The organism is Xenophilus sp. Marseille-Q4582, from assembly GCF_916700565.1.
Classification (GTDB): Bacteria; Pseudomonadota; Gammaproteobacteria; order Burkholderiales; family Burkholderiaceae_C; genus Xenophilus.
Genome location: NZ_CAKAKO010000002.1, coordinates 178,748 through 204,277, shown reverse-complemented (window position 1 = coordinate 204,277; position 25,530 = coordinate 178,748). Strand labels below are relative to the sequence as shown.

Sequence of the window (25,530 nt, the reverse complement as noted above, 5' to 3'; positions counted from 1 at the left end):
GGCGCGCGGAAATTCGCGCGTCCGCATCATCCGCAATCCCCGCGCCCTGGCGCCACAACGCTTGCCGGCACAGGACACATTCGTTGCCGGGCCTGCCGACTACGACACGTTTTCCCCGGGAAACTGGCGCGCTCGCGGCGGGGTGGCTGCACGGCATCCCGCTCTTGTGCGGCGCGGCTGTGCAGAATTTCTCGTCGAGCCGGCGGCGCTGAAGGCCGTACGGCGGGACGGACGTCCTGGGCACTTTCAAAACGGCGGGGCATGCGCCGGCTGGCGCGCGGCGGGGCGGTCTTGCGCAGTGCATGCTGCGACGTGCGTGTGGTGCCGGGAGCAAGCATGATCGCGTGCCCCGGCGCGGCCTTGTGCGCCGCGCGCTCAGCCGCCCGCCTGCGCCAGCAGCCAGTGGGAGAAGGTGGCCAGCAGCGGGCGCTCTTCCGCCCGCTCGGGCACCACCAGGTAGTAGCCGCGCTGGCCCTGCAGCGGGCGCTCGCAGGCCACCACCAGCCGGCCCTGGGCCAGTTCGCCTTCGACCAGCATCGGCGGAATCAGCGCCACGCCCAGGCCGTGCACGGCCGCCGCCGCGAGCATGGAGAACAGTTCGTAGCGCGCGCCGCGGCGGCTCATGGGCACCTGCAGGCGCTGCGCCTCGAACCATTGGTGCCACACGTCGGGCCGGGTGCTCTGCTGCAGCAGCGGCAGGCGCGCCACGTCGGCGGGCGCGTTGCCGGCCGGCGCCAGGCCGTGCGCCGCCAGCAGGGCGGGGCTGCACACTGGCAGAACGTCTTCCTTCATCAGCAGGCGCGCGCGCGTGCCGGCCCAGTTGAGCACCTGCCCGGGCGTGCCGGCGTACAGCGCGGCGTCGAAATCGGTGTCCGCGAACAGGAAGGGGCGCGTGCGCGTCTCGATGTGCACCAGCGCGTCGGGGCAGGCGCGCTGGAAGTCCGGCAGCCGCGGCAGCAGCCAGCGCGTGGCGAAGGTGGGCACGGCCGCCAGCGCCAGCGAGCCGCCCTCGCCCTGCTCGGCCATGGCGTCGAGGGTGTCGCGCTCCATTGCTTCGAGGCGCCGCGCCGTCTGCCGCGCATAGGCGGCGCCGCTGGCCGTCAGCTGCACGCCGTGCCGCGTGCGCCGGAACAGCGCCACGCCCAGGAAGTCCTCCAGCGCCGTGATCTGGCGCGACACCGCGCTCTGCGTGAGCGCCAGTTCCTGTGCGGCGCGCGTGTAGCTTTCGTGCCGCGCTGCGGCCTCGAAGCACATCAGGGCCTGGGTGGAGGGAATTCGACGTCGCATGGCTGCTATGCAATCCTGACATGCACAAGGGCGGGCGCCGGCTGGGCGGCCCACCCCTGCATCGTAGCCAGATGTGCGTTACCAGCATATCTGGGTGCGCATTCCTCGTTTGCGCCGGGACCGGGGGCCGGCGTAGCATGCGCGGCATTCCTCCTTCCTTCCTCCCTTCTCGCGAGGCGCGTGCCTCGTGCCCCCTTTCTCCGGAGATTCGCGCCATGGCCGCCAAAGCATCCTTCCACTGGGACGACCCCCTGCTGCTGGACCAGCAGTTGACGGACGACGAACGGGCCGTGCGCGACGCCGCCAACGCCTATTGCCAGGACAAGCTGGCGCCGCGCGTGCTGGAGATGTTCCGCGGCGAGAAGACCGACCTCACCATCTTCCGCGAGATGGGCGAAGTGGGCCTGCTGGGCCCCACCATCCCCGAGCAGTACGGCGGCCCGGGCCTGAACTACGTCGCCTACGGCCTCATCGCCCGCGAGGTCGAGCGCGTCGATTCGGGCTACCGCTCCATGGCCAGCGTGCAGTCCTCACTGGTGATGGTGCCGATTTACGAATTCGGCACCGAGGCGCAGAAGCAGAAGTACCTGCCCAAGCTGGCCAGCGGCGAGTGGATCGGCTGCTTCGGCCTGACCGAGCCCGACCACGGCTCCGACCCCGGCAGCATGGCTACCCGCGCCTACAAGACCGCGGGCGGCTACAAGCTCAAGGGCAACAAGATGTGGATCACCAACTCGCCGGTGGCCGACGTCTTTGTCGTCTGGGCCAAGGAAGTGAGCGAAGGCGGCGCCGTCGGCCCGATCCGCGGCTTCGTGCTGGAAAAGGGCATGAAGGGCCTCTCCGCCCCGGCCATCCACGGCAAGGTGGGCCTGCGCGCCTCCATCACCGGTGAGATCGTGATGGACGACGTCTTCGTGCCCGAGGAGAACGCCTTCCCCGAGGTGCAAGGCCTCAAGGGCCCCTTCACCTGCCTGAACAGCGCGCGCTACGGCATCAGCTGGGGCGCGATCGGCGCCGCCGAGGACTGCTGGCACCGCGCCCGCCAGTACGTGCTGGACCGCAAGCAGTTCGGCCGCCCGCTGGCCGCCAACCAGCTGATCCAGAAGAAGCTGGCCGACATGCAGACCGAGATCACGCTGGGCCTGCAAGGCAGCCTGCGCCTGGGCCGCATGAAGGACGAAGGCACGGCCGCGGTCGAGATCACCTCGATCATGAAGCGCAACAACTGCGGCAAGGCCCTGGACATCGCCCGTCTGGCGCGCGACATGATGGGCGGCAACGGCATCAGCGACGAGTTCGGCGTGGCGCGCCACCTGGTCAACCTCGAGGTGGTCAACACCTACGAGGGCACGCACGATGTGCACGCCCTCATCCTGGGCCGCGCGATGACGGGCATTGCGGCGTTCTCCAACTGAACGGAGCCGTCGCATGAGCACGCCACCCGCCGCCCTCGACGGCATCCAGGTCCTGGACCTGTCCCGCGTGCTCGCGGGGCCCTGGTGCACCCAGATCCTCGCGGACCTGGGCGCCGACGTGGTCAAGATCGAGCGCCCCGGCACGGGCGACGACACGCGCACCTGGGGCCCGCCCTTCCTGAAGGACGCGCAAGGCCGGGACACGGCCCAGTCCACCTACTTCACGGCCTGCAACCGCAACAAGCGCAGCGTCACCATCGACATGGCCACGCCCGGCGGCCAGGCGCTGCTGCAGAAGATGGCCGCGCAGGCCGACGTGGTGGTCGAGAACTTCAAGACCGGCGGCCTGAAGCAGTACGGCCTGGACCACGAAACGCTGCGCGCGAAGAACCCGCGCCTCATCTACTGCAGCGTGACCGGCTTCGGCCACGACGGGCCCTACGCCGAGCGCGCCGGCTACGACCTGATGATCCAGGCCATGACCGGCATGATGAGCATCACCGGCCGCCCCGATGGCGAGCCCGGCGGCGGCCCGCTGCGCGTGGGCGTGGCGCTCACCGATCTCTTCACCGGCTGCTACGCCAGCACCGCCATCCTCGCCGCGCTGCGTGTGCGCGAGCAGACCGGGCAGGGGCAGCACATCGACATGGCGCTGCTCGACGTGGGCATGGCCATCCTGGCCAACCAGGCCAGCGCCTTCCTCAACACCGGCCAGGCGCCGCAGCGCCAGGGCAACACGCACCCCAGCCTCGCGCCCTACCAGGACTTCCCGACCCAGGACGGCGCGATGCTGCTGGCCATCGGCAACAACGGCCAGTTCGCACGCTTCTGTGAAGCGGCCGGCCGGCCCGAATGGGCGCAGGACGAACGCTTTGCCAGCAACACGCTGCGCGTGAAGCACCGCGACGCGCTGATCCCCGCCATGGAAGCCGTCACGCGCACGCGCACCACGGCCGAGTGGATCGCGCTGCTGGAGGACAAGGCCGTGCCCTGCGGCCCCATCAACGACATCGGCCAGGCCTTCGGCGATGCCCAGGTGAAGGCCCGCGGCCTGGCCGTGACCTTGCCGCGCGAGGCCGGCGATGGCATTGCCGCCATCACGGGCGTGGCCAGCCCGCTGCGCCTGCAAGCCACGCCGCCCGTGCTGCGCCGCGCGCCGCCCGCGCTGGGGCAGCACACCGACGAGGTGCTGGCCGAGCTGGGACTGTCGGCGCACGAGATTGCCGCGCTGCGTGGCGACGGGGTGCTGTAGGGCGGGGCCTGCGCCCGGGAGGTGCCGGGCCTGCCCCTTGTCGCTCCACTGAAGCCTGAAAGCAGAAATATCCCGGCGTGTGTGCCACTGCGCCAGCGTGGCTGCCGTGTTCAGGCGGGCCGACCGGCCTGTGCCTTGCCCTTCGGCGCCTCGCTGCGCGCCAGCCACAGCCCGCTGGCGATGATCAAGGCGCCGCCGCCCAGCGTCCATGCATCGGGCGCGGTGTGCCAGAACAGCCAGTCGAGCAGCAGCGCCCAGGCCAGCGCGCTGTACTCGAAGGGCGCGATGGCCGCGGCCTGCCCATGGCGGAAGGCTTCCGCAATCGTCATCTGGCCCAGGAAGCCGCTGATGGCCAGGCCTGCCAGCACCCACGCATGCCCGGCCTGGATCGGGACCCAGTTCGGCGCCGCGAGCAGGCTGCCGCCCACGGCCATGCCGGCCGTGGTCCAGAAGACCAGCGCCGCGCTGGACTCGGTGCGGCTGATGAGCCGGCCCAGCATGTTCGACAGCGCATAGCAGCACGCGGCCACCAGGATGGCCACCGCGCCCATCGAGAGGAAGGCCCCTTGCTCGGGCCGCAGCGCGATCACCACGCCCGCGAAGCCCAGCCCGATGGCCCACCAGTGGCGCGGCTGCACCGGCTCGCCCAGCATGGGCACGGCGATCAGCACCATGAGCAAGGGCGCGATGAAGGCCAGCGTGTAGGCCTCGGCCAGGCCCAGGGTCTGCAAGCCGTAGACGAAGAGCACCAGCATGCCCATGTTCAGCGTGGCGCGCAGCAGGTGCAGGCGCCAGCGCAGCCGCCGGTTGAACACCCCCGCCGCCTCGCGCCGCCAGGCGATGTACAGGCACACCAGCGGCAGCGCGGTGAGGCCGCGCAGCGCCATCACCTGCAGCGGCGGGTAGTGGCCGGCCAGGTTCTTGAGGAGCGCGTCCATGCATGCGAAGAAGGCGCAGGCGAGCAGCATCGCGGCGATGCCGCGCAGGGTTCCGTCGGGGAGCATCGTGTAGGAGGAGGAGAAGCGGGGCCTGGCACCCGGGCGCGGTGCAGGCCTCGCTTCGAGCATAGCCAGCCTGCCGCCGAGGCGCAGCAGGGTTGATCGTTAGGCTCTCAGGCCGGGCGAGTGTCCACCGGTCAGAAGGCCCGGCCCACCAGTGCCACCGCCAGCGTCAGAACGCCCAGGCCCAGGTTCACCGCCACCAGGCGGCGGATCTGGTTCAGCCGCGCCGCCGCCACGGGCCAGTCGCCCGCCTGCACGGCCAGGCGCAGGCGCTTGAAGCCGGCGAAGCGGATGTGGCCGTAGATCAGGCTCATGACCAGGCCCAGCGTGAGCATGGCGTGCACGCGCCAATGGGTGCCGGCCATGCCGCCCAGGCCCATCAGCAGCACCAGGCCGCTGGCCCACAGCAGCAGCACGGCCGCCGACACGCCCGCGAAGAAGCGCTGCAGCGCGGCCGCCATGAAGGGCAGGCGCTGCGGCGGCTGCAACAGCGCCACGGCGGCCGGGCGCACGGCGAAATGCATCGTCGCCATGCCGCCCACCCAGAAGGCGGCCGCCGAGACGTGGAGGAAGACGAGGAAGCTGTAGGTCGTGGGGTTCATGGGCCGATCATGACACCCGCCGCGCAGGCGCCGGCCATGACGGCCTTGGGGGGCGGGGGCGCTTGGGATGCCGCGGCGCGCCCGAAGCCCGTGCCTGAGCCGCGACTCAGAAGCTGTGAATGAATTCGGCGTGACCGAGCAGAGCGTCAAAACGTTCGCAATCGAGGCGCAAAGCGCAGCCATAGCTCGGGCTATGGCGAGCATTTGCAACGATGAGTGCGGGCGTTTTGGCGGGATGAGCGGGCATGTCGGATTCGTTCACAGCTTCTCAGGCCGTGCGACCCAGCGCCGGGAGTTCGCTATGGCCCACCCCCAGGTCGTTGAGCTCGTGCTGCCCCAGCGCCTGCAGCGCGCGCAGCTCGGCCCGCTGGTGGCGCGCCCGGGCGGCGCTCCGCCAGCGGCGGCGCAGGCCGGCAAGGGGCTGGGCGATGCGGGGAAGGTGGCGCAGGGCGGCGTTCATGGCAGGCTCCGTTTCCGGAAGGGAGAGAAGAAGAAAAAACGGTTGGCGAAGTGAGAGTGCCGCCATGATGGCTTGCGCAGAGCTATTGGAGAAGTTGAGAATCCTGAGACCTCTCATCAGGATCTCTGATGCGCCACCTCAACCTCGACCAGCTGCGCACCCTCATCGCCATTGCCGACCTGGGCAGTTTTTCGGCCGCCGCGCAGTCGCTGCACCTCGCGCAGCCCACCGTCAGCCTGCATGTGAGCGAGCTGGAATCGCGCCTGGGCGTGCCGCTGCTGGTGCGTGCCGCGCGGCGCGCACAGCCCACGCCGGCCGGGGCCGAACTGGTGGAGCGCGGCCGGCGCCTGTTGCGCGACGTGGACGAGGCGATCGACGCGGCGCAGCGCCGCCACGCGGGGCTGGAAGGCCGCGTGCGCCTGGGCGTGAGCACCACGGGCCTGGTGGTGGACCTGCTGCCGCCGGTCTTCGCGGCGCTGTCGCAGCGCTACCCGGGCATCGAGGTTTCGCCCAGCTTCGTGGGCTCCGAAGGTTCGGTGGCCGGGCTGCAGGCCGGCACGGTGGACGTGGCCATCGTCTCGCTGCCGCAGCCGGCCGTGCCCGGCGTGCGTTTCACGCCCTGGCTGCGGCATGACATGCGCGCGCTGGTGCCCGCGCAATCGGCGCAATGGCCGGCGGTCAAGCGCGCCACGCCGGCCTGGCTGGCCGGGCGGCCGCTGATCATGAACGAGCCCGGCAGCCGCATGCAGGCGCTGACCATGGAATGGTTCGCGCGCGCCGGCTTCGCGCCGCGGGCGCGCATCGAGCACAACTACGACACCGCCATGCGCGGCCTGGTCGAGGCCGGCTACGGCGCCGCGCTGCTGCCGTTGCTGGGCGACCTGGCGACCCATGCCAGCCCGCGCGTGCGCGTGCTGCCGCTGAGCCCGCGGCTGGTGCGGCACCTGGTGATCGGCCAGCGCGCGAACGAGGCGCGCGACGGGCCGGCGGCGCGCGTGGCGGAGGTGCTGCTGGCCTGGTCGCCGGAGCGCGCGCAGGCGAAAGCGTGAGCGCAAGGACGGGCGCTGGCGTGCGCGCGGCCGGCGGCCCTGCGCGCGCAGCCCGCCGCTGAGCCGCTACGGGCGCGGACCGCGTCCGTCCCAGCGCACCTGCCGCGGGCCCAGCAGGCGCTGGATGCGCCGGTGCACGGTGGAGCGGTTCACGCCCAGCAGGCGCGCCACTTCGGACACATTGCCCTGGCACTGCGCCAGCAGCTGTTCCAGCGCGTCGCTGGTCTGCGAAGCTTTGCCGTCGGGGGTGCGCACCGGTATCGAGGGCGAGCCGCCTGCCGGCGCCCCGGGACGCGCCGCCTGGAGGGCGTCGGGCAGATGATGCAGATCAAGGGTGCCTTCGCCTGCCAGGTCCGTGCCCTCGGGGTCGCCGCCCAGTGCGGTGGCATAGCGCAGCACGTTGTGCAGCTCGCGCAGGTTGCCGGGCCAGTGGTGCGCCATCAGCGCTGCGCGCGCGGGCTCGCTCAGGCGGTAGGGACCCAGGGCGGCCAGCAGGCGGTCCAGCATGGCGCCCAGGTCCTGGCGCTGGCGCAGCGGCGGCAGATGCAGTTCGGCGGCATTCAGGCGGTAGAGCAGGTCCTGCCGGAACTGGCCCGCCTGCACCAGCGTGGCCAGTGACCGGTGCGAGGCCGACACCACGCGCAGGTTCACGGCGCGCGGCTCGCGTGCGCCCACCGGCGTGACCTGCGACTCCGACAGCACGCGCAGCAGCTTGGCCTGCAGCGCGAGCGGCATGTCGCCGATTTCGTCCAGGAACAGCGTGCCGCCGTGCGCGGCCTCGATCAGGCCCGTGCGCCCCTTGCTGGCGCCGCCGGTCCAGGAGCCTGGCAGGTAGCCGAACAGCTCGCTCTCCAGCAGGGCCTCGGGAATGGCGGCGCAGTTGATGGCGACGAAGGCGCCGCTGCGGCCGCTGCTGGCATGCAGCGCGCGCGCCAGAAATTCCTTGCCCACGCCGGTCTCGCCCTGCACCAGCACCGGCAGGGTCTGCGGCGCCAGCCGGGCGGCCTTGTGCAGCAGGGCGTCCATGGCCGGGTCGCCAGCCGTCAGCGCCTGCAGGGCCGGTGGCAGCGGCGGTGGCGCGCTCAGCGTCAGGCTGCGGGCTGGCGCGCGCTGCGGCTCCATCGCATGCGCGAACAGGATGTTGCCGTCGCGGGCGCGCACGATGCGCTCCTGCGCGGGCCGGTTGCGCCGCAGCTCGGGCAGGTGCCGCAGGTCGATGTCGAAGAAATGCTCCAGCGGCTGGCCGATCAGCGTGCGGCGCTGGCGCCAGTCCAGCCCGGCCGCGGCGGCCAGGGTGCGGGCGCCCGCATGCGTGGTGGCGCGGATGCGGCCGCGCGCATCGATGCTGATGGCGGCGTCCGGGTCCACGTCCAGGAAGTCGGGCGACTGCGAGAAGCGCAGCACCCAGTCGTTGCGCGATTGCGCCATCAGGTTGGCCAGCTCCACGCGGCGCGCGGCGGCCACCACCAGGTTCAGCGCCAGGTTCTGGCTGGCGCGCTCGGCCGGCGCCTTGAGCAGCGACAGGTCGAGCACCGCCGCCAGCTCGCCGCGCAGGTCGTAGATGGGCGCCGCGGTGCATGAGAGCTGGGTGTGCGTGAAGTCGAAATGGTCGCTCTGGTGCACGATCAGCGCCTCGCCCGTGGCCAGGCAGGCGCCCACGGCCGAGGTGCCGGCGCGGTCTTCGCGCCATTCGGCGCCCAGGTACAGGCCGGCGTGGCGCAGGTCGCTGGCCTGCAACTGCTGGCCCAGAAAGTCCACCGCCACACCATGCCGGTCGGCCAGCAGCAGCACGTAGTCCAGCCCCTTGAGCTGCTGGTAGAGCCGTTCCAGCCCGCTGCGGGCGATGCGGATCAGCGGCTCGGACTCTTCCTGGTGGGCGCGCAGCTGCCCTTCGGGAACGATGTAGGCCTCGCAGGTCTGCGCCGGGTCCAGCCGGTGGTGGTCGATGCAGCGGCGCCAGCTGCTCAGCACGGCCTTGTCGCGGTCGACCCGGCCCGAGGGATAGCCGAGCCCGAAGGCTTCGATCTCCTGGGTGTGCGAGGCATAGGTCTGCAAGGGCATGGCGGACGCTCGGGCGCAACAAAGTCAACGCCGGAAATTCTGCGAGCCCGGCGGGCTGGGGGGCACATGGTTTACCCAACTCCAGGGCCGCTGCGACGCCAGTGGACGTGCAACACCTGTTGCACATCGTGCGTCAGCTGATGCGCGGTGCCACAGCCTTCCACGTGGATCGCGGCTGCTGGGTTTCCCCAGCCTGCGGTGTGCAAGTCCTTGATTTTTCTGGCCTGTGCGTCGGCACGGCGGCGTGGCACATCCGTTGCAAAAGCCGGTCAGCCCGAAGGCCGTTGGCGGCGCGGGCTGGAGCCACACACCATCAGGAGACCCCAATGACCGACACTCTTGCCAACCCCGCTTCGGGCGCTGCGCGCGCCACCGAACCCGACCCGGCCCGCGCCAGCGTGCAGGCACTGCTGGACCGGCTCAACCACGCGCTGGCCCGCCGCGACGCCCAGGCCGCCGCTGCGCTGTTCGCCACCGAGTCCTACTGGCGCGACCTGGTGCTGCTGACCTGGAACATCAAGACCATGGAAGGGCAGGCTGCCGTGCAGCACATGCTGGACGCGCAGTTCGCGGCCATCGAGTCCATCGTGTTCGGCATCGACCCCAACGAGATGGTCGACGAGGCCGATGGCGTCACCTCGGCCTGGATCACCATCGACACGCAGCACGCGCGCGGCGACGGCCACATCCGCATCAAGGATGGCCGCATCTGGACCCTGCTGACCGCGGCGCAGGAACTCAAGGGCCATGAAGAGGCGACGGGCACACGCCGTGCCATGGGCGCCGAGCACGGCATCCGGCGCGGGCGCAGCACCTGGCTGGAGCGCAAGCAAGACGAGGCGGCCCGGCTGGGCCACACCGAACAGCCCTATGTGCTCGTGATCGGCGGCGGGCAGGGCGGCATCGCGCTGGGCGCGCGGCTGCGGCAGCTGGGTGTCTCGCACATCGTCATCGACCGCCATGAACGCCCCGGCGACCAATGGCGCAGCCGCTACAAGTCGCTGTGCCTGCACGACCCGGTCTGGTACGACCATCTGCCGTACCTGCCCTTCCCGGCCAACTGGCCCGTGTTCGCGCCCAAGGACAAGATCGGCGACTGGTTGGAGATGTACACCAAGGTCATGGAGGTGAACTACTGGTCGTCTTCCAATTGCCTGGGCGCGCGCTACGACGAAGCGAATCAGGAGTGGGAAGTGACGGTGGAGCGCGAGGGCAAGCGACTCGTCATCCGCCCGAAGCACCTGGTGTTCGCCACCGGCATGTCGGGCAAGGCCCATGTGCCGAAGATCCCGGGCCAGGAGCTGTTCAAGGGCGAGCAGCAGCACTCGTCGCAACACCCCGGGCCCGACGCCTACGCTGGCAAGAAGGTGGTGGTGATCGGCGCCAACAACTCGGCCCACGACATCTGCGCCGCGCTGTGGGAGCACGGGGCCGACGTGACCATGGTGCAGCGCTCGTCCACGCACATCGTGCGCTCGGACTCGCTGATGGACATCGGCCTGGGCGACCTCTATTCCGAACGTGCGCTGGCCAGCGGTGTGACGACCAAGAAGGCCGACCTGATCTTTGCCTCGCTGCCCTACCGCATCATGGCCGACTTCCAGGTGCCGCTGTACGACCGCATCCGCGAGCGCGACGCCGAGTTCTACGCCAAGCTGGAGGCCGCAGGCTTCATGCTGGACTTCGGCGACGACGACTCGGGCCTGTTCATGAAGTACCTGCGCCGCGCCTCGGGCTACTACATCGACGTCGGCGCCTGCGACCTGATCATCGACGGCAGCATCAAGCTGCAGGCCGGCAAGGGGATCAGCCATCTCAGCGAAAACGCCGTGGTGCTGGAGGACGGCACCGAGCTGCCGGCCGACCTGGTGGTCTACGCCACCGGCTATGGCTCCATGAACGGCTGGGTGGCCGACCTGATCAGCCCCGAAGTGGCCGACAAGGTGGGCAAGGTGTGGGGCCTGGGCTCCAACACCACCAAGGACCCCGGCCCGTGGGAGGGCGAGCAGCGCAACATGTGGAAGCCCACGCAGCAGGAGGCGCTGTGGTTTCACGGCGGCAACCTGCACCAGTCGCGCCACTATTCGCTGTACCTGGCACTGCAGCTCAAGGCGCGGCAGGAGGGGCTGCCGGTGCAGGTCTACGGCCTGCAGGCGGTGCACCACACGCGCTGAACGACGGTTGCAGCACGCGGCTGCACCGGGCGCCTTCTCAGAACACCGACAGCCCCGTGCGCTGCGTGAACATCTCCAGCGCCTTCATGCCCAGCAGCGAGTTGCCGGTCTCGTCGAGCGCGGGCGACCACACGGCCAGCGTGAGCCGGTCCGGCACCACGGCCACGATGCCGCCGCCCACGCCGCTCTTGCAGGGCAGGCCGATGCGGAAGGCGAACTCGCCGGCCGCGTCGTAGGTGCCGCAGGTCAGCATCAGCGCGTTGATGCGGCGCGCCTGGCGCTCGGTGACCACCGGCGTGTCGGCCCGCAGCGGGTGCGCGCCGTCGCGGCACAGGTAGCCGGCCGCGCGCGCCAGCTGCAGGCAGCTCATGCGCAGCGCGCACTGGTGGAAGTACAAGTCCAGGACCGTGGCCACGTCATGGTCGATGCGCCCGAAGCTCTTCATGAAGTTGGCCAGCGCGTGGTTGCGAAAACCCGTGGCGGCTTCGGAGGCGGCCACCTCCTCGTCGTAGCCGATGGGCTCGCCCGCCAGGTGGCTCATGAAGCCGCGCAGTTCGCGCAGCGCGTCGGCGCCGTACAGGCCCACGATGCGGTCGGCCACCGCGATGGCGCCGGCATTGATGAAGGGATTGCGCGGCGTGCCCTGCTCGAACTCCAGCTGCACCAGCGAATTGAAGGGGTTGCCCGAGGGCTCGCGGCCGATGCGCGCCCACAGCTGCTGCTCGGGCAGGTGGCGCATCGCGAGCGTGAGCGTGAACACCTTGGAAATGCTCTGGATCGAGAAAGGCACCGCGCCGTCGCCGGCCACCGCTTCCTGCCCGTCGCCGCAGCGCAGCGCGATGCCGAAGCGGCGTGCATCCACCCGCGCCAGCGCGGGGATGTACTGCGCCACCTGGCCGCGCGGGCCCTCCTGGGCCAGCTCGCGCTGGAGGCGGTCGGCGATGTCGTCGAGGATGGGCTGGAAGTCCATGGCAGGCAGGGCAGGGCGATGCAGGGCGGGAATCGCGGCATTGTGGGCCACGCACGCGGCGGGTGCGGCGGGTTAGCCTTGCGCCCATGGATTCGCTCATCAACGCCGCCGCACGCGCCCTGGCCCGGGGCGATGTGCTGGCGGCACTGCAGCAGGTGGCGCTGCGCACCGACCCGCCGGCGCTGGCCCTGCGCGGCATCGCGATGGCGCAGCTGGGCGAGCATGGACGCGCGCGCGAGCTGCTGCGCCGGGCCGAAAAGGCCTTCGGTGTCCACGAGGCCGTGGCCCGCGCGCGCTGCGTGGTGGCGCAGGCCGAAGTGGCGCTCGCGCTGCGCGAGCTGGACGCCGCGCCGCTGGCGCTGCATCGCGCGGCCCAGGTCCTGACGGCGCTTGGCGACCGTGCGAACGCGCTGCAGGCGCAGGCCATCGCGGCGCGCCGCGCCCTGCTGCTGGGCCGGCTGGCCGAGGCCCAGGCCGCGCTGGTGGCGCTCGACGGCCAGGCGCTGCCGCCCGCCCTGGGCGCCGTGGCCGAGCTGGCCGCGGCCGAGCTGGCGCTGCGTGCGCTGGACGTGGACGCGGCGGCCTCGGCGCTTGCCCGCGCGCAGCGCGCCGCGGAACGTGCCGGCGTGCCCGCCCTGCAGGCCGAGGTGCGCGATGCGGCGGCGCTGCTCGACCGCCCGGCGGCCCGGCGGGTTGGCCCGGGCGGCGAGCAGCCCCTGCGCCTGGCCGAGGTCGCGGCGCTGATGCGGGGCGACACGCGCGTGGTCGACGCCTGCCGCCATCGCCTGCTGGCCGACGGCCGCGCGCTGAGCCTGGCGCGCCGCCCCGTGCTCTTCGCGCTGCTGCGCGCGCTGGCCCGGGCCTGGCCGCAGGACGTGCCGCGCGAGGCGCTGGTCGCCGAGGTCTTTCGCCAGCGCGAGGCCGACGACACCCACCGCGCCCGGCTGCGGGTGGAAGTCGGCCGCCTGCGCCAGGCGCTGGGCGCCGTGGCGCGGGTGGTGCGCACCGACCGCGGCTTTGCGCTGCAGGCGCCGGGCGCGCAGGCCGTGGTGCTGTTGCTGCCGCCGGTGGACGGCGAATCGGGCGCGCTGCTCGCGCTGCTGGCCGACGGCGCGGCCTGGTCCACCTCGGCACTCGCACAGGCGCTGGGTGAAAGCCAGCGCAACGTGCAGCGCGCGCTGGCCGAATTGCAGGCCGCCGGCCGCGTGCGGGCCGTGGGCCGCGGCCGCGCGCAGCGCTGGGTGACGCCGCCGCTGACCGGAATCACGACGATCTTGTTACTCCCGGCCGCGCTGCCCATTGCCTAGAGTGGTGGCCATGGCGTGCGGCGTTCGGCGCCATGCCCATTCCACAGGAGTTCTGCCATGCCTTCGACTGCTTCTTCGTCTTCCTGCGCCTGCGCCGACAGCGCCCCGCTGGCGCCCCCGCCCCGAGCCATGCCCTTGCCCGACGCGCAGCCGGCGCAGGTCGTGCGCGAGTACGGCCCTTTTCCGGGCGTCGACGCCATCCACGGCGTGACGCATGACGGCCGCCGCGTGTGGGCCGCCGTGGGCGACCGCCTCCTGGCCATCGACCCGGCCAGCGGCCAGGCCACGGCGCAACTGCGGCGCGCCGGGGATGCCGGCACGGCCTTCGACGGCACGCACCTGTGGCAGATCGCCGGCGCGCGCATCGAGCGCATCGACCCGGCCACGGGCGAGGTGCTGGCCGCCATTCCGGCGCCCGGCGGCGGCGAGGATTCGGGCATGGCCTGGGCCGAGGGCAGCCTCTGGGTGGGCCAATACCGCCAGCGCAAGATCCACCAGGTCGATCCGCAGACGGGCGAGGTGCTGCGCACCCTGGAGTCGAACCGCTTCGTCACCGGCGTCACCTGGGTCGACGGCCAGCTGTGGCACGGCACCTGGGAGGCGGACGAAAGCGAGCTGCGCCGCATCGACCCCGACAGCGCGGCCGTGCTGGAGCGCCTGGCGATGCCGGCCGGCGCGGGCGTGAGCGGGCTGGAGTCCGACGGTGCCGAGCTCTTCTACTGCGGCGGCGGACTCAGCGGCAAGGTGCGTGCGGTGAAGCGGCCGCGCAGCGCGCCGGCCGCGTGCTGAACGCCACGGGCGGCGTGCGGATCTACGCGCGCGGGGGCCGGTTGACCAGCACGATGCCCAGCGCCACGCCCGCCAACGCCAGCACCAGTTGCAGCGTGAGGGGCTCCTTGAGCAGCGCCACGCCGAAGATCAGCGCGAACAGCGGCGTGAGGAAGGTGAAGGACGAGATGCGCGTGGCCGGGTAGTGGCGCAGCATCCACATCCAGGCCAGGTAGCTGGCGAAGGCGCCGATCACGGTCTGCAGCGCGATCGAGAGCCAGGCGTAGTTCGAGTACGCGAAGCCCCAGCTTTCGCCGCGCAGCAGCGACAGCACGGGCACCACGGCGGCGGTGACGGCCAGCTGGTAGAACAGCGTCTTTTCGGCGCTCACCGTGGCCAGCTTCGTGGCGCGGATCACCAGCGTGGTCAGGCCCCACAGCACGCCGGCGGCCAGCGCCAGCGCGTCGCCGTAAAGCTGCCCGGGGCTGCTGTGGCCGAAGCTCTCGCTGAAGGCGACGAACACCGCCACGAAGGCGATGGCCAGGCCCACCCACTGCATGCCGCGCAGCCGCTCCACCGGCACGAAGCGCGGCAGCAGCAGTGCCACCACGAAGGGCGAGGTGTACAGGAACACCGTGAGCCGCGAGGCACTGGTGTGCTGCAGCCCGAGGTAGATGCACACGAACTCGCCTGCGAACAGCAGGCCCGCCGCCAGCCCGCCCGGCAGCGAGCCGTCGGCCTGGAACAGCGGCACGCCGCGCGTCCGGCACCACAGCCACAGCAGCAGCACCGCGCCCACCATGCGCAGCGTGGCCTGCCACATGGGCGGCACTTCGGTCACGGTGGTCTTGATCAGGATCTGTTGCAGCCCCCAGAAGGCGCAGCAGGCCACGAGGATCGTGACGGCGCGGCTGTCGAGATGAGTCTTGCGGTCGGTCATGGCATGGCGGCGGCCCGGCGGGCGCCCCGGGCAAACGGGGCGATCTTGCGGCCGGCGCCGGGATTGCGGAAATTGGTAATTCTGAGCCGAGCCATCAGTTTCCGTGATCGCCGGGTGTCGCCCTCGCTGCACGCGGCCCGGCTGGCCGCCCGCCGGGCGCCGCCGCGGGCCGGCTAGGTGAACGCCGCCCGGTGGGCGTCGGCCGTGGCATGCACGCGCTGCAGCGGCGCGCGCGCCACGTCGCGCCGCGCCACCTCGGCCACCTCGCGCATCAGCGCGCGCGCGTCCCAGTCCACCGGCCAGCCCTCCCACAGGCGCAGCGTGCCGTTCACGAACACGGCGCGGATCTGGTCGCGGTTGCCGAAGCGCACCAACTCCCAGCTCAGGTCCCAGCTGGGCAGGAACTCGGGCACATCCAGGTCCAGCAGCAGGAAGTCGGCCGCGAAGCCGGCCTCGATGCGGCCGGTGAGCGTGCCCAGGCCCGCGGCTTCGGCGCCGCGGTGCGTGCCGTGGTCCAGCCAGGTCCAGCCGCCGCCGCAGGACGAGTCGCCGTTCGCGAGGCCGTGCGTGAGGCGCTGCGCGGTCTCGGCCGCGTCCATCAGCCGCAGGCCGTCGGCGCGCGTGCCGTCGGTGCCCAGGCCGAAGGGCACACCCAGCAGTTGCAGCATGCCGGCGTCGAGCACCGCGTTGCCCTTCCAGGCGCTGGCCACCGGGTTGTAGGCGACGGCGGCGCCGCTGTCCCGCAGCAGGCCGAACTCGCGGTGCGTGAGCAGCGTGGCATGCGCGAGCAGCGCGCTGTCGTTGAGCGCGCCCACCGCATGCAGCAGCTCAATGGGCCGCAGGCCGCGCGCCACCAGCGACCGCTCCACGGCCGCGAGGTGCTCGTTCACATGGGTCTGGAAGCGCCGCCCGGCCTCGCGGGTGAGCGCGGCCACGTCGTGCAGCATGCGGTCGCTGGCAGCCTCGGGGATCGAGATGGCGAGCGAGGGGTGCACCAGCGGGTCGTGTTCGTACTCAGCCAGGAAGCCCGCGGCACGGTCGAGGATGCGGCGCGCGCCGGTCTCGCCGTCGGTGTTGTGTGCGTCGTTGCAGATCAGGCCCAGCACACAGCGGATGCCGGTGTCGCGCGCGGCCTGCGCCACGCCGGCCAGGCCTTCCTCGGAGCGCGTGCCGGCGTCGACCACGGTGGTGAAGCCGCCGCGCAGCGATTCCCAGGCCGCGAGCTTGGCCGAGAGGTACGCCGCGTGGGTGTCGAGCACACCCTCCATCGGCACCCAGATGCGCTTGAAGATCTCCGAGGGTTCACCGAAGGCCAGCGACTTGCCGAAGGCCTGCGTGAGGTGCGTGTGGGTGTCGACGAGGCCGGGCATCAGCAACTGCTGCGGCAGATCGACCATCGCACGACCGGGGTGGGCGGCCTGCACCTCGTCGCGCGGCCCCACGTGGGTGAAGCGCCCGCCTTGCACGGCCGCGGCCCAGCCGCGCTGCGCACCGTCAGGGCGCATGAGCCATTCGGGTGCCAGCAGCAGCGGGCCGCCGTCGGCGGGCGTGAGGTCGGACGAGGAGAGCATGCGAAGTCCTAGGCGAAGAGCAGAGAGACGAACCAGGCCCCGACCAGCAGCAGCAGGCCGCTGACGAAGCGCTGCAGCCGCTGCCGGTCCAGGCCGCGGGCCAGGCGCTGGCCGGCCAGCGAGCCGACCAGCATCAGCACGCCGCAGACGGCGGCCAGGTCCCAGTCGAGCCGGTGCGCGGCCGCGTGCACGGCGCTGCTCGTCAGCGCCACGGGCAACTGCACGGCCTGCGCCGCGATCACCGCGAAATCCACGCGCTGGCGGCACAGCATCAGCAGCGGCAGCAGCAGCACCGGGCCGCCGGTGCCGGTGAGCGCGGAGCCGATGCCCACCAGCAGGCCCAGGCCCGCGAGCACCGGTGCCGGCAGCAGCGGCGCGGCGTCGGCATGCCGGTCCCGCGCCATGAAGCCGCGCACCCCGGCGAAGAGCACCAGGGCCGTCACCCCGCCCAGCAGCACGCGCGCAGGCAGCGCCTGCGCCAGCAGCGCACCGCCGGCCGCACCGGCCAGCGCACCGGCCAGCAGCGGCACGGTGCGCCGCGCCAGCGCCGGCTCGCGCGCCAGCGGCCGCAGCGCGACCAGCGCCGGCAGCGCGAAGGCCAGCGAGGCGGCGGCGATGGCCTGCGGCGGCGGCACCTCGCCGAAGCGCGTGAGCACCGGCACCAGCAGCACACCGCCGATGCCGGTCGCGCCGATCAGCCCGCCCGCGAGCAGCACCGCAGGCAGCAGGATCCAGGCGTGGGCGAGCAGGGTCATCCGGGGGGTGGGCAGAGGGGGCCTACTCGGCCTTGATGTTGGCCGTGGCCACCACCTCCTGGACGGTGCGGCGTTCCTTGCTCAGGTAATCGGCAAAGGCCGGGCCGGTCATCACCACCGGGCGCACCGCGATCTCGGCGAGGCGGCGCACGACCTCGGGGTCCTTCATGGTGGTCTCGACGGCCTGCATGAGTTGCTGCGCGACCGGGGCGGGCACACCGGCGGGCGCCAGGATGCCAAGCCAGGAGTCGACCTCGAAGTCCTTCAGCGCCGCGGTCTCGGCCAGCGCCGGCACATTGGGCGCGATGCCCGCGCGCTGCTTGGAAGTCACACCGAAGGCCTTGACCTTGCCGTCCTTGATGAAGGGCTGGGCCAGCGACAGCGGCAGCACCGCCAGGTCGAGCTGGCTGCCGGCCACGTCGGTCAGCACCTGCGGGCCGGACTTGTAGGGCACATGCACGATGTCCATCGCGGCGCGCTGCTTGATCAGCTCGGCCGTGACGTGCAGCGAGGTGCCCACGCCGTCGGTGCCGAAGTTGAGCTTGCCCGGCTCTTTCTTCGTCAGCGCGATCAGTTCGGCCATGTTGGCGGCCGGCAGGCTGCTCTTGCCGATCAGCACGAAGGGCGAGACGCCGATGGTGGCGATGGGCGCGAAGTCCTTGAAGGTGTCGTAGCGCACGGCCGAGGGTGCCACCAGCGGCGCCACGTTGAGCGGGCTGGCCACGGCGAAGAGCAGCGTGTAGCCGTCGGCCGGCGCGCGCGCCGCCTTCTGCGTGCCGATGGTGCCGGCTGCGCCCGCCACGTTGTCGATCACCACCGGCTGCTTGAGCACCTCGCCCAGCTTGGTGTTGACCAGGCGCGCGGTGGCGTCGACGCCGCCGCCGGCCGCGAACGGCACAATCAAAGTGATCGGCTTGGCCGGGTACGACTGCGCGATGGCAGCCGGCGCGCCGAGGCCCAGCGCGAGGCTGGCACCGAGCGCGGCAGCGAAGGCGCGGCGCGACGACGAAGGCAGAAGAAGATGGAAGCGGGGCATGGCAGGTTTCCTCGAACGGTTGGACGGACGGACCAGAGAAAGCACCCGGACGGTGCGAGAATCTACTCGTTATGACAAGTTATAACAAGCGATGCAAACGCCGTGCCAGCGCGGCGGGTGGCCGGGCGCATGGCTGATCTGCCGCAGTCGCTCCATGCGCGGCTGCGCGACGCGCTGCGCGCCGACATCCTCGAAGGGCGCCTGCGCCCGGGGGACAAGCTGCCTTCCGAATCCGAGATGCAGGCCGAGCACGGCGTCAGCCGCATCACCGTGCGGCAGGCGCTGGCGGCGCTGCAGGCCGACGGGCTGATCGTCAAGCTGCACGGAAAAGGGGCGTTCGTGTCCCATTCCAAGGCGTCGCAGAGCCTCAACCGCCTGCAGGGCCTGCACGAGGCGATCGGCACCGAGGCGCATGCCGTGAGCAACCGGCGCCTGGCCTGGCGCCAGCTCAAGGCGACGGCGGCCGTCGCGGCTCAGCTGCAGTTGCGCACCGGCGATCCGGTCTACCAGCTGCAGACGCTGCGCTATCTGGACCGCGAGCCGCTCTCGGTCAACACCTCCTGGCTGCGCCCGGCGCTGGGCGAGAAGTTGATTCGCGTGGATTTCTCGCGCCGCGACCTGATCGAAGTCTTCGAGCACGAAGGGGGCCTGGCCATCGGCCGCGCCGACCTCGAGATCGGCGCCGGCGTGGCCCGGCCGGCCGATGCGAAGCTGCTGCAGATCGCGCCCGGCGCGCCGGTGCTGGAAGTGCAGCGCATCGTCTACAGCGACTCCGGCGAGCCGGTGCATGTCGAGACGGCGGTGTACCGCGCCGACACCTTTCGCTACCGGCTGGCGCTGGCGCGCTGATTGCAACCGAACCGCACCATGTCCCATACCATTCCCCTCATCGACGTGTCGCCCCTCGCGGGCGACGATGCCGCCGCCCGCCGCGCCGTCGCGGTCCAGGTCGGCGCCGCCTGCCGCGACATCGGCTTCTTCGCCATCACCGGCCATGGCGTGCCGGCCGCCGTCGTGGACGGCACCTTCGCCGCCAGCGCCGCGTTCTTCGCCCAGCCGATGGCCGCCAAGCAGGCACTGGCCTATGCGAGCCTGAGCCACAACCGCGGTTATGTCGGCACCGGTGTCGAGGCGCTGGACGAGCACCGCGGCGCCGACCAGAAGGAAGCCTTCAACCTCATCTGGACCGACGAGGCCACGCGCCCGCCCAATGCTTGGCCGGCGCTGCCCGGCTGGCGCGAGCAGGTGCAGGCGTATTTCGATGCCACGCTGGCGGCAGCGGGCCGGCTGCACCACGCCTTTGCGCTCGACCTCGGCCTGCCCGAGGACTTCTTCGACGACAAGATCGACCGGCCCCTGGCGACGCTGCGCCTGCTGCACTATCCGGCGAGCGCGAACGCCGCGCAGGACGACGGCATCGGTGCCGGCGCCCACACCGACTACGGCAACGTCACGCTGCTCGCCACCGACGGCGTCTCGGGCCTGCAGGTCCAGGGCCGCGGGCGCGACCAGTGGATCGACGTACCGCCGCTGCCGGGCGCCTTCGTCTGCAACATCGGCGACTGCCTGATGCGCTGGACCAACGATGTGTACCTGTCGACCCCGCACCGCGTGCTGCGGCCGGCGCGCGAGCGCTACTCGATCGCGCTCTTCCTCGACCCCAATCCGGATGCCCTGGTCAGCGCGATCCCGAGCTGCGTGCCGCCCGGCGAGGCACCGCGCCACGCGCCGGTGACCACGCAGGCTTACCTGCAGTCGCGCTTCGACGCGACCTACGGCAAGGCTTGAAGGCAGCGGGCCCGCGCGGGACTCAGAGTGCTGCGGCGGATCCGCGCTGCAGCACCTCGTCGAACTGCCGCAGCAGCTCGCGCGCGAACAGGTCCATGTTGATGGCGCGATCGGACTGGCCCGTGGCGAGCGTGCGGCTGTGCACGGCGTCGCGCTCAGGATCGCCTGCGACGGCCACGCACACATGGCCGGCCGCGTCGCCATACGGGCTGCCCGACGGGCCGGCGGCCCCGCTTTCGCACAGGCCCCAGGTGGCGCGGTGCATGTCGCGCACGCGCGCGGCCATCATGCGGGCATAGGGCTCGGTCTCGGCGCGCAGGCCTTCCATGTCGGCGGCCGTGAGGCCCATGAGCGCCTTGCCCGCGCGGCGCGAATAGACGACCGCCCCGCCCAGAAAGAAGGCCGACGCGCCCGGGATGGCCAGCAGCGCGGCCGAGACCAGGCCGCCCGCCGACGATTCGGCCACGGCCACCGTCTGGCCGCGCGCGCGCAGCGTCCCGCCGATGCGGGCGGCGATCACATTCAGCGGTTCCAGCGGCGGGTTCACAGGCATTTCGAGTTCGTGGCGCATAGAGGTCGGTGATGGTGGCACAGCGCGAGCGTCGCGCGTCAGCCGGCGCGCGCAGCGAAGTCCTCGGGCACCCACGGGACCGGCTTCGCCGGACCGCCGGGGTGTACCCTTCTCGCGCAGCAGCGGGGGCGCGGCGAGGCTGCCTGGCGGGGAAGCCCTCAGAGCGGGTGTTCGGTGTAGAAGCGGCCGCCGTGAAAGAGCAAGGGCGGCGTGCCTTCGCGGTGGCTGCAGCGCTCCACCTCGCCGACGAAGATCACGTGGTCGCCTTCGTCGTAGCGGCTGCGGTTGAAGCATTCGAAGCAGGCGACGGTGCCGGCCAGCAGCGGCGCGCCGCCCACGCCCTCGGTGTATGCCACGTCGCGCCAGCGGTCCACGTCGCGCGCGGCAAAACGCTCGGCCAGTGCCTTCTGGTCGGCCGCGAGGATGTTGATCGCGTAGTGCGAGCCGGTGCTGAAGTGCGGCATCGAGCCCGCGCGGCGCGCCAGGCTCCACAGCACCAGCGGCGGATCGAGCGAGACCGAATTGAACGAATTGGCCGTGAGCCCCACCAGGGCGCCGTCGGCGGCGCGCGCGGTGACGATGGTCACACCCGTGGCGAACATGCCCAGCGCGGCGCGGAATTCGGGAGCGGAAAAATCGGGCGCCTGGGCACGGCGGGGTGGAGACACGGGGCAGAAAGCCGGCAGGCGGCATGAACGGAGGCCGCCTATTCTGGCCGATGCGCCCCGGCCCTGCTGTGCGGATGGTTCCGGCCGGCGGTGCCCTGCCTCAGCCGAAGAACCAGTAGCTCACGCCGATCGCCGTCACCAGCCCGACCAGGTCGGCGAAGAGCGCGCAGCCCACCGCATGCCGCGCGCGGCGGATGCCCACGGCGCCGAAGTACACGGCCAGCACGTAGAAGGTGGTCTCGGTGCTGCCCTGGATCACGGCGGCGGTGCGCGCGGCGAAGCTGTCCACGCCCTGGCTCTGCATGGTCTCGATCAGCAGCGCGCGGGCCGCCGAGCCGGAGAAGGGCTTGACCAGGCCGGTGGGCAGCGCGTCGACGAAGCGCGTGTCCCAGCCCGTGTGGCCCACCAGCCAGCGGATGCCGTCGAGTGCCGCATCGAGCGCGCCCGAGGCGCGCAGCACGCCGATCGCGCACAGCATGGCAACCAGGTAAGGCAGCAGGTTCTTCGCCACCTCGAAGCCTTCCTTGGCGCCCTCGACGAAGCTGTCGTACACCGGCACGCGGCGCAGCGCGCCGACCCCGAGGAAGAGCACGATCACGCCGAACAGCACCAGGTTGCCCAGCAGCGAGCTGAGCGCCGCCAGCGCCGCGGCCGACAGCGAGGCCAGCAGCAGCATGAAAGCGCCCAGCGCCGCCGCCATGGGCAGCAGCCAGGCCAGCACCACCGGGTCCCACAGCCTCAGGCGCTGCACCACCGCCACCGTGAGCAGCGCGACCAGCGCCGAGATCGCGGTGGCGATCAGGATCGGCAGGAACACCAGCGTCGGATCGGCCGCGCCCTGCTGCGCGCGGTACATGAAGATGCTGACCGGCAGCAGCGTGAGCGCGCCGGTGTTGAGTACCAGGAACAGGATCTGTGCGTTGCTGGCCTCGTCGGGCCGCGGGTTCAGCGTCTGCAGTTCGCGCATGGCCTTCAGCCCGATGGGCGTGGCCGCGTTGTCCAGCCCCAGCGCGTTGGCCGCGAAGTTCATGGTGATCAGCCCCAGCGCCGGGTGGCCGCGCGGCACCTCGGGCATCAGCCGCGCGAACAGCGGCCCCAGCAGCCGGGCCAAGGCGCCCACCAGCCCCGCAACCTCGGCGATGCGCAGAAAGCCCAGCCACAGCGTGAGCGTGCCGAAGAGCAGCACCATGATCTCCACCGACAGCTTGGCCATGCCGAACAGCGCCTCCACCATGGCCGCGAAGGCCGTGGCGTCGCCGCCGACCAGCCAGCGGCCCAGCCCGGTGGCGGCCGCGATCAGGAAAAAGGACAGCCACAGGGCGTTGAGCACGTCGGAACCCATTCAAGCAATGCAGATGGAGCGAGTCTCGCCGACGCGCGCCGGCGCGGCGGGCCCCGGGGCCCGCGCCGCCTGTGCGACGATCCCGCACCTGCAGACACCGGAGACCTCCATGACCCTGGCCTGGACCGACAGCGACGCGGACATCGACTGGGACGAGCTGTCGGCCCTCTACCGTGCGGCGCCGCTGGGCGACAAGAAGCCCGAACTGCTGCGCAAGACCTTCGGCAACAGCCTCTTCAAATGCTTCGTGCGCGACGCCGGCCGGCTGGTGGCCGCGGGCCGTGCGCTGGCCGATGGCGCGGACTGTGCCTACCTGTGCGACATCGCCGTGCTGCCCAGCCACCAGGGCACGGGCCTGGGCCAGCAGGTGGTGCAGCGGCTGGTGCAGGCTTCGCGCGGCCACAAGAAGATCCTGCTGTATGCCGTGCCGGGCAAGGAAGGCTTCTACCGCCGCTTCGGCTTCCTGCGCATGAAGACCGCGATGGCGATCTTCGAGAATCCTGCGCAGCAGCTGGCGCGCGGCTACCTGAGCGACGATTGAGCGTGCGCCCGCATCCATGCATCGACCGATTTCAGGAGACCCGATGGACAGCGATTCGCACTCCGAGTTGCTGCAGACGCTCGCGCAGCGTTTTGCGCAGCACATGCACCGCCACCCCGGGCTGGCATGGCCGGCCGTGCAGGCCCGGCTGGCCGCGCGGCCGGCCCGGCTGGTCTCGCTGGCGCAGATGGAAGCCACCGGCGGCGAGCCCGACGTGGTGGCGCAGGATCCGGCGACGGGCGAGTTCCTGTTCGTCGATTGCGCCGCCCAGAGCCCCGCGGGCCGCCGCAGCTGCTGCTACGACCGCGAAGGGCTGGAATCGCGCAAGGAACATCGGCCGGCCGCCTGCGCCACCGAGCTGGCGGCCGACATGGGCATCGAACTGCTCGACGAAGCGCAGTACCGCGCGCTGCAGGCGCTGGGCGAGTTCGACACCAAGACCTCGAGCTGGCTGCGCACGCCCGCGGCCATGCGCGCGCAGGGCGGGGCACTGTTCGGCGACCGGCGCTACGGCCAGGTCTTCACGTACCACAACGGCGCGCAGTCCTATTACGCGGTGCGCGGCTTTCGCGGCGTGCTGAAGGTATGAGCGCGGGCCCGCAGGGCTTCGACTTCGAGCCGCTGGGCGAAGCCCACCTGCCGCTGCTGCAGGAATGGCTCACCCGCCCGCATGCGGCGCAGTGGTGGCAACCCACGCCCACGGTCGACGAGCTGCGCGAGGACTACCTGCTGCCTGCGCACGCCGACGGCACGCATGCCTTCATCGTGCACCAGGCCGGTCGGGCGATCGGCTTCATCCAGAGCTACCGCGTCATGAGCGCGGGCGGGGGCTGGTGGCCCGACGAAACGGACCCCGGCGCGCGCGGCATCGACCAGTTCCTGGCCGACGAGGCGGCACTGGGCCGCGGCCTGGGGCGCGCCATGATCCGGGCCTTCCTGGCGCGGCTGTTCTCGGACCCGGCGGTGACCGTGGTGCAGACCGACCCGCACCCGGCCAACGCGCGGGCGATCCGCTGCTACCGCGCGGCCGGCTTCGTCGACGTGGGGCCGGTGCAGACGCCGGACGGGCCGGCGCTGCTCATGCGCTGCCGGCGCGCGGATTTCCGCGCCTGAGCCCGGCGCGGCCCGGCGGCCGGACCTGGGTTCAGGCGCGGACCTCGATCAGCCGCTGGGGCGCGAAGCCGGCCTGCTCGCCCTTGTCCGCATAGCCCAGCGGATTCGCGATCACGCGGCAGCCGTCCTTCACGTAGTCGAAGGCGCAGTGCAGGTGGCCGTGCAGCCAGACATCGGCCAGTGGCAGCAGCGCGTCCAGCGCATTGCAAAAGCCCGCCGTGCCGGGCACGAGGCCGTAGCGCGGGTCGGCGCTGGCCAGTGTGGGCGCGAAATGGGTCACGGCCACGGTGGGGCCGTCGAAGGGCGCCGCCAGCGCGGCACGCAGCCAGGCCTGGTGGCGCAGCGCCTCTTCGCGCACCTGGGCCGCCAGCATGGGCGCGCCGTGGCGCATGCCGGCCATCTTCTCCAGGTAGAAGTTGGCGGCGCGAAAGGCCTTGCCGCGCTGGCGCTCGGTTTCTGCCGCACTGGCGCCGGGCGGCACCAGCGCGTCGAAATCGGCCCACAGCGTGCAGCCGACGAAGCGCACGCCATCGATCACGCGGCTTTCGCGGTCCAGCCACTGGATGTCCAGCGCCTCGCACAGCGCGCGCAGCCGGGCATGCACGGCGTCGAAGTCGGCGCCGTCGTACTCATGGTTGCCCGGCACGTAGAGCACCGGCGTGGGCCAGCCGTGGCGCGGCGAGAAGCGGCCCAGGCCGTAATCCTCGTCGGGCAGGCGCGAGCCGGGCTGGTAGGAGCCGATGTCGCCGGCCAGCACCAGCAGGTCGGCACCTGGCGCGGGGGCGATGCGCACCTGCGGCTGGCTTTCCAGGTGCAGGTCGGACAGCAGCTGAATCTTCATGGGAGCGCCAGTGTAGGA

26 protein-coding genes are annotated in these 25,530 nt (G+C 71.8%); 11 read left to right on the top strand and 15 right to left on the bottom strand.

What is annotated here, in order from left to right:
* Nucleotides 1-375: 375 nt before the first annotated feature.
* Nucleotides 376-1,287, bottom strand: a complete 912-nt coding sequence (locus LG388_RS06260; RefSeq protein WP_225782006.1) for a LysR substrate-binding domain-containing protein — start codon at nt 1,285-1,287, stop codon at nt 376-378.
* A 215-nt stretch (nt 1,288-1,502) separates the two neighbouring features.
* On the opposite strand from LG388_RS06260, the gene LG388_RS06255 reads away from it, so the two are divergent.
* Both LG388_RS06255 and LG388_RS06250 read left to right on the top strand, forming a co-directional pair.
* Nucleotides 1,503-2,702: an acyl-CoA dehydrogenase gene (locus LG388_RS06255; RefSeq protein WP_225782005.1), complete on the top strand. Its 1,200-nt coding sequence runs from the start codon at nt 1,503-1,505 to the stop codon at nt 2,700-2,702.
* Nucleotides 2,703-2,715: 13 nt separating this feature from the next.
* Nucleotides 2,716-3,954, top strand: coding sequence for a CaiB/BaiF CoA-transferase family protein (locus LG388_RS06250; protein ID WP_225782004.1), 1,239 nt, complete (start codon nt 2,716-2,718; stop codon nt 3,952-3,954).
* A gap of 110 nt (nt 3,955-4,064) precedes the next feature.
* On the opposite strand, the gene LG388_RS06245 is transcribed toward LG388_RS06250, so the two are convergent.
* From LG388_RS06245 to LG388_RS06230, 4 genes are all read right to left on the bottom strand, one after another.
* Complete coding sequence (locus tag LG388_RS06245; protein ID WP_225782003.1) at nt 4,065-4,958, bottom strand: DMT family transporter; 894 nt, start codon at nt 4,956-4,958, stop codon at nt 4,065-4,067.
* Between the two features lie 131 nt (nt 4,959-5,089).
* On the bottom strand, nt 5,090-5,557 hold the full coding sequence (locus tag LG388_RS06240) for a CopD family protein (RefSeq protein WP_225782002.1): 468 nt from the start codon (nt 5,555-5,557) through the stop codon (nt 5,090-5,092).
* 106 nt (nt 5,558-5,663) lie between these two features.
* Nucleotides 5,664-5,819, bottom strand: a complete 156-nt coding sequence (locus LG388_RS06235) for a hypothetical protein (protein WP_225782001.1) — start codon at nt 5,817-5,819, stop codon at nt 5,664-5,666.
* Nucleotides 5,820-5,825: 6 nt separating this feature from the next.
* A complete protein-coding gene (locus tag LG388_RS06230; protein WP_225782000.1) occupies nt 5,826-6,017 on the bottom strand; it encodes a hypothetical protein in 192 nt (63 codons plus the stop codon).
* A 128-nt stretch (nt 6,018-6,145) separates the two neighbouring features.
* Between LG388_RS06230 and LG388_RS06225 the strand changes: the two genes are divergently transcribed.
* Nucleotides 6,146-7,066: a LysR family transcriptional regulator gene (locus tag LG388_RS06225; protein WP_225781999.1), complete on the top strand. Its 921-nt coding sequence runs from the start codon at nt 6,146-6,148 to the stop codon at nt 7,064-7,066.
* A 66-nt stretch (nt 7,067-7,132) separates the two neighbouring features.
* Here LG388_RS06225 and LG388_RS06220 read toward each other — a convergent pair whose 3' ends face one another.
* Complete coding sequence (locus LG388_RS06220; RefSeq protein WP_225781998.1) at nt 7,133-9,127, bottom strand: sigma-54-dependent Fis family transcriptional regulator; 1,995 nt, start codon at nt 9,125-9,127, stop codon at nt 7,133-7,135.
* 326 nt (nt 9,128-9,453) lie between these two features.
* Here LG388_RS06220 and LG388_RS06215 point away from each other — a divergent pair, with 326 nt between their 5' ends.
* Complete coding sequence (locus tag LG388_RS06215) at nt 9,454-11,301, top strand: NAD(P)/FAD-dependent oxidoreductase (RefSeq protein ID WP_225781997.1); 1,848 nt, start codon at nt 9,454-9,456, stop codon at nt 11,299-11,301.
* Between the two features lie 37 nt (nt 11,302-11,338).
* On the opposite strand, the gene LG388_RS06210 is transcribed toward LG388_RS06215, so the two are convergent.
* Nucleotides 11,339-12,271, bottom strand: coding sequence for a glutaminase (locus tag LG388_RS06210; RefSeq protein WP_225781996.1), 933 nt, complete (start codon nt 12,269-12,271; stop codon nt 11,339-11,341).
* A gap of 86 nt (nt 12,272-12,357) precedes the next feature.
* Here LG388_RS06210 and LG388_RS06205 point away from each other — a divergent pair, with 86 nt between their 5' ends.
* Nucleotides 12,358-13,578 carry a helix-turn-helix domain-containing protein gene (locus LG388_RS06205; RefSeq protein ID WP_225781995.1) on the top strand — a complete coding sequence of 407 codons (1,221 nt, stop codon included), beginning with the start codon at nt 12,358-12,360 and terminating at the stop codon, nt 13,576-13,578.
* A gap of 129 nt (nt 13,579-13,707) precedes the next feature.
* Nucleotides 13,708-14,367, top strand: coding sequence for a glutaminyl-peptide cyclotransferase (locus LG388_RS06200; protein ID WP_225782740.1), 660 nt, complete (start codon nt 13,708-13,710; stop codon nt 14,365-14,367).
* Between the two features lie 22 nt (nt 14,368-14,389).
* Here the strand turns inward: LG388_RS06200 and LG388_RS06195 are convergent, their stop codons facing one another.
* The 4 genes from LG388_RS06195 to LG388_RS06180 form a co-directional block, all read right to left on the bottom strand.
* Entirely contained in the window at nt 14,390-15,286 is an 897-nt protein-coding gene (locus LG388_RS06195; protein ID WP_225781994.1) for a DMT family transporter, read from the bottom strand.
* 173 nt (nt 15,287-15,459) lie between these two features.
* The gene (locus LG388_RS06190; RefSeq protein ID WP_225781993.1) at nt 15,460-16,857 is read right to left on the bottom strand and encodes an amidohydrolase family protein; all 1,398 of its coding nucleotides are present in this window, start codon (nt 16,855-16,857) and stop codon (nt 15,460-15,462) included.
* Between the two features lie 8 nt (nt 16,858-16,865).
* A complete protein-coding gene (locus tag LG388_RS06185) occupies nt 16,866-17,612 on the bottom strand; it encodes a sulfite exporter TauE/SafE family protein (protein WP_225781992.1) in 747 nt (248 codons plus the stop codon).
* 22 nt (nt 17,613-17,634) lie between these two features.
* Nucleotides 17,635-18,648 (bottom strand): tripartite tricarboxylate transporter substrate binding protein, encoded by a 1,014-nt coding sequence (locus LG388_RS06180; protein WP_225781991.1) that lies wholly within the window; start codon nt 18,646-18,648, stop codon nt 17,635-17,637.
* A gap of 129 nt (nt 18,649-18,777) precedes the next feature.
* On the opposite strand from LG388_RS06180, the gene LG388_RS06175 reads away from it, so the two are divergent.
* Both LG388_RS06175 and LG388_RS06170 read left to right on the top strand, forming a co-directional pair.
* Complete coding sequence (locus LG388_RS06175; protein WP_225781990.1) at nt 18,778-19,497, top strand: GntR family transcriptional regulator; 720 nt, start codon at nt 18,778-18,780, stop codon at nt 19,495-19,497.
* Between the two features lie 18 nt (nt 19,498-19,515).
* The gene (locus LG388_RS06170; RefSeq protein ID WP_225781989.1) at nt 19,516-20,436 is read left to right on the top strand and encodes an isopenicillin N synthase family oxygenase; all 921 of its coding nucleotides are present in this window, start codon (nt 19,516-19,518) and stop codon (nt 20,434-20,436) included.
* 22 nt (nt 20,437-20,458) lie between these two features.
* On the opposite strand, the gene LG388_RS06165 is transcribed toward LG388_RS06170, so the two are convergent.
* The 3 genes from LG388_RS06165 to LG388_RS06155 form a co-directional block, all read right to left on the bottom strand.
* On the bottom strand, nt 20,459-21,007 hold the full coding sequence (locus LG388_RS06165) for a CinA family protein (protein ID WP_225781988.1): 549 nt from the start codon (nt 21,005-21,007) through the stop codon (nt 20,459-20,461).
* Nucleotides 21,008-21,165: 158 nt separating this feature from the next.
* Nucleotides 21,166-21,675: a flavin reductase family protein gene (locus tag LG388_RS06160; protein WP_225781987.1), complete on the bottom strand. Its 510-nt coding sequence runs from the start codon at nt 21,673-21,675 to the stop codon at nt 21,166-21,168.
* Between the two features lie 100 nt (nt 21,676-21,775).
* Complete coding sequence (locus tag LG388_RS06155) at nt 21,776-23,005, bottom strand: nucleoside recognition domain-containing protein (RefSeq protein WP_225782739.1); 1,230 nt, start codon at nt 23,003-23,005, stop codon at nt 21,776-21,778.
* A gap of 121 nt (nt 23,006-23,126) precedes the next feature.
* Here LG388_RS06155 and LG388_RS06150 point away from each other — a divergent pair, with 121 nt between their 5' ends.
* From LG388_RS06150 to LG388_RS06140, 3 genes are read left to right on the top strand one after another with little or no spacing between them, the layout of a single operon-like run.
* On the top strand, nt 23,127-23,558 hold the full coding sequence (locus LG388_RS06150; RefSeq protein WP_225781986.1) for a GNAT family N-acetyltransferase: 432 nt from the start codon (nt 23,127-23,129) through the stop codon (nt 23,556-23,558).
* Between the two features lie 43 nt (nt 23,559-23,601).
* A complete protein-coding gene (locus LG388_RS06145) occupies nt 23,602-24,147 on the top strand; it encodes a DUF4256 domain-containing protein (protein WP_225781985.1) in 546 nt (181 codons plus the stop codon).
* On the top strand, nt 24,144-24,671 hold the full coding sequence (locus LG388_RS06140; protein ID WP_225781984.1) for a GNAT family N-acetyltransferase: 528 nt from the start codon (nt 24,144-24,146) through the stop codon (nt 24,669-24,671). The genes LG388_RS06145 and LG388_RS06140 overlap by 4 nt, the downstream gene beginning before the upstream one ends.
* Nucleotides 24,672-24,702: 31 nt before the next feature.
* Here LG388_RS06140 and LG388_RS06135 read toward each other — a convergent pair whose 3' ends face one another.
* Nucleotides 24,703-25,512, bottom strand: a complete 810-nt coding sequence (locus tag LG388_RS06135; protein WP_225781983.1) for a metallophosphoesterase — start codon at nt 25,510-25,512, stop codon at nt 24,703-24,705.
* Between the last annotated feature and the right edge of the window lie 18 nt (nt 25,513-25,530).

Coding starts and splice junctions, on each gene's coding strand:
- LG388_RS06260 (WP_225782006.1), bottom strand. CDS start 1,287: ATGCGACGTCGAATTCCCTCCACCCAGGCCCTGATGTGCTTCGAGGCC.
- LG388_RS06255 (WP_225782005.1), top strand. CDS start 1,503: ATGGCCGCCAAAGCATCCTTCCACTGGGACGACCCCCTGCTGCTGGAC.
- LG388_RS06250 (WP_225782004.1), top strand. CDS start 2,716: ATGAGCACGCCACCCGCCGCCCTCGACGGCATCCAGGTCCTGGACCTG.
- LG388_RS06245 (WP_225782003.1), bottom strand. CDS start 4,958: ATGCTCCCCGACGGAACCCTGCGCGGCATCGCCGCGATGCTGCTCGCC.
- LG388_RS06240 (WP_225782002.1), bottom strand. CDS start 5,557: ATGAACCCCACGACCTACAGCTTCCTCGTCTTCCTCCACGTCTCGGCG.
- LG388_RS06230 (WP_225782000.1), bottom strand. CDS start 6,017: ATGAACGCCGCCCTGCGCCACCTTCCCCGCATCGCCCAGCCCCTTGCC.
- LG388_RS06225 (WP_225781999.1), top strand. CDS start 6,146: ATGCGCCACCTCAACCTCGACCAGCTGCGCACCCTCATCGCCATTGCC.
- LG388_RS06220 (WP_225781998.1), bottom strand. CDS start 9,127: ATGCCCTTGCAGACCTATGCCTCGCACACCCAGGAGATCGAAGCCTTC.
- LG388_RS06215 (WP_225781997.1), top strand. CDS start 9,454: ATGACCGACACTCTTGCCAACCCCGCTTCGGGCGCTGCGCGCGCCACC.
- LG388_RS06210 (WP_225781996.1), bottom strand. CDS start 12,271: ATGGACTTCCAGCCCATCCTCGACGACATCGCCGACCGCCTCCAGCGC.
- LG388_RS06205 (WP_225781995.1), top strand. CDS start 12,358: ATGGATTCGCTCATCAACGCCGCCGCACGCGCCCTGGCCCGGGGCGAT.
- LG388_RS06200 (WP_225782740.1), top strand. CDS start 13,708: ATGCCCTTGCCCGACGCGCAGCCGGCGCAGGTCGTGCGCGAGTACGGC.
- LG388_RS06195 (WP_225781994.1), bottom strand. CDS start 15,286: ATGACCGACCGCAAGACTCATCTCGACAGCCGCGCCGTCACGATCCTC.
- LG388_RS06190 (WP_225781993.1), bottom strand. CDS start 16,857: ATGCTCTCCTCGTCCGACCTCACGCCCGCCGACGGCGGCCCGCTGCTG.
- LG388_RS06185 (WP_225781992.1), bottom strand. CDS start 17,612: ATGACCCTGCTCGCCCACGCCTGGATCCTGCTGCCTGCGGTGCTGCTC.
- LG388_RS06180 (WP_225781991.1), bottom strand. CDS start 18,648: ATGCCCCGCTTCCATCTTCTTCTGCCTTCGTCGTCGCGCCGCGCCTTC.
- LG388_RS06175 (WP_225781990.1), top strand. CDS start 18,778: ATGGCTGATCTGCCGCAGTCGCTCCATGCGCGGCTGCGCGACGCGCTG.
- LG388_RS06170 (WP_225781989.1), top strand. CDS start 19,516: ATGTCCCATACCATTCCCCTCATCGACGTGTCGCCCCTCGCGGGCGAC.
- LG388_RS06165 (WP_225781988.1), bottom strand. CDS start 21,007: ATGCGCCACGAACTCGAAATGCCTGTGAACCCGCCGCTGGAACCGCTG.
- LG388_RS06150 (WP_225781986.1), top strand. CDS start 23,127: ATGACCCTGGCCTGGACCGACAGCGACGCGGACATCGACTGGGACGAG.
- LG388_RS06145 (WP_225781985.1), top strand. CDS start 23,602: ATGGACAGCGATTCGCACTCCGAGTTGCTGCAGACGCTCGCGCAGCGT.
- LG388_RS06140 (WP_225781984.1), top strand. CDS start 24,144: ATGAGCGCGGGCCCGCAGGGCTTCGACTTCGAGCCGCTGGGCGAAGCC.
- LG388_RS06135 (WP_225781983.1), bottom strand. CDS start 25,512: ATGAAGATTCAGCTGCTGTCCGACCTGCACCTGGAAAGCCAGCCGCAG.